Below are 1,966 nucleotides of genomic sequence, written 5' to 3'. Positions count from 1 at the left end.
GTATCAGAAACGTTGGCTGGTAACGTGAAGTCCGGTTGAGCAATCGTATAGACGTAGCTCCAGTCGTGAGTGTGACCACTGCAATCTTTGTAGGTAAAGACGTATGTCATATTTCCATCACAACTGATGAGACTTGGTGAGGTTAATGTTGGCGTCAGGTCATTTCCACAAGCATCTTTGACTACAGGTGCAGTCGGTTGGACTGCTTCAGCAGGACAATTGACCGTTGATGATCCATCGGCCGGCAACGTAAAGTCCGGTTGTGCAATCGTGTAAACGTAGCTCCAGTCGTGAGTGTGACCACTGCAATCTTTGTACGTAAAGACATAGGTCATATTGCCGTCACAACTGATTAGACTTGGGGATGTTACTGTTGGCGTCAGGTCATTACCACAAGCATCTTTGACTACAGGTGCGGTCGGACGAACGGTGTCTGCCGGACAATTAACCGTATCAGAAACGTTGGCTGGTAACGTGAAGTCCGGTTGAGCAATCGTATAGACGTAGCTCCAGTCGTGAGTGTGACCACTGCAATCTTTGTAGGTAAAGACGTATGTCATATTTCCATCACAACTGATGAGACTTGGTGAGGTTAATGTTGGCGTCAGGTCATTTCCACAAGCATCTTTGACTACAGGTGCAGTCGGTTGGACTGCTTCAGCAGGACAATTGACGGTGGAATCTCCATTAGCTGGCAACATAAAGTCCGGTTGGGCTATCGTATAGACATAGCTCCAGTCGTGGCTATGACCGCTGCAATCCTGGTAAGTAAAGACATAAGTCATATTGCCTTCGCAGCTGATTAGCGTTGGTTCGGTTATGGTTGGTGTCAGGATATTTCCACAAGCGTCTTTCACTACAGGAGCTGTCGGACGAACGGCATCTGCCGGACAATTGACGGTGGAATCTCCATTAGCTGGCAACATAAAGTCCGGTTGGGCTATCGTATAGACATAGCTCCAGTCGTGGCTATGACCGCTGCAATCCTGGTAAGTAAAGACATAAGTCATATTGCCTTCGCAGCTGATTAGCGTTGGTTCGGTTATGGTTGGTGTCAGGATATTTCCACAAGCGTCTTTCACTACAGGAGCTGTCGGACGAACGGCATCTGCCGGACAATTGACGGTGGAATCTCCATTGGCCGGTAACGTGAAGTCCGGTTGGGCTATCGTATAGATATAGCTCCAGTCGTGGCTGTGACCGCTGCAATCTTTGTAGGTAAAGACATAAGTCATATTGCCGTCGCAGCTGATTAGCGTTGGTTCGCTTACGGTTGGTGTCAGGATATTTCCACAAGCATCTTTGACTACAGGTGCGGTCGGACGAATGGCGTCTGCCGGACAATTGACGGTGGAATCTCCATTAGCTGGCAACGTGAAGTCCGGTTGGGCTATCGTATAGATATAGCTCCAGTCGTGGCTGTGGCCACTGCAATCTTTGTAAGTAAAGACATAAGTCATATTGCCTTCGCAGCTGATTAGGCTTGGTTCGGTGACGGTTGGTGTCAGGATATTTCCACAAGCATCTTTGACTACAGGTGCGGTCGGACGAACGGCGTCTGCCGGACAATTGACGGTGGAATCTCCATTAGCTGGCAACATAAAGTCCGGTTGGGCTATCGTATAGACATAGCTCCAGTCGTGGCTATGACCGCTGCAATCCTGGTAAGTAAAGACATAAGTCATATTGCCTTCGCAGCTGATTAGCGTTGGTTCGGTTATGGTTGGGGTCAGGATATTTCCACAAGCGTCTTTCACTACAGGAGCTGTCGGACGAACGGCATCTGCCGGACAATTGACGGTGGAATCTCCACTGGCCGGTAACGTGAAGTCCGGTTGAGCTATCGTATAGATATAGCTCCAGTCGTGGCTATGACCGCTGCAATCTTTGTAGGTAAAGACATAAGTCATATTGCCGTCGCAGCTGATTAGCGTTGGTTCGCTTACGGTTGGTGTAAGTATATTTC

At 48.7% G+C, this 1,966-nt stretch carries 1 protein-coding gene; it reads right to left on the bottom strand.

Annotated elements, in window-relative coordinates; translation table 11 throughout:
* A partial coding sequence (locus MLE17_RS18820; RefSeq protein WP_243350310.1) for a hypothetical protein occupies window positions 1-1,966 on the bottom strand: 1,966 nt, incomplete at both ends.

The sequence above is a fragment of the Parabacteroides sp. FAFU027 genome (assembly GCF_022808675.1).
Lineage (GTDB): Bacteria > Bacteroidota > Bacteroidia > Bacteroidales > UBA7332 > CAXXIC01.
Note: the sequence above shows the minus strand (reverse complement) of the source record. Positions and strands in the feature narration are given on the sequence as shown.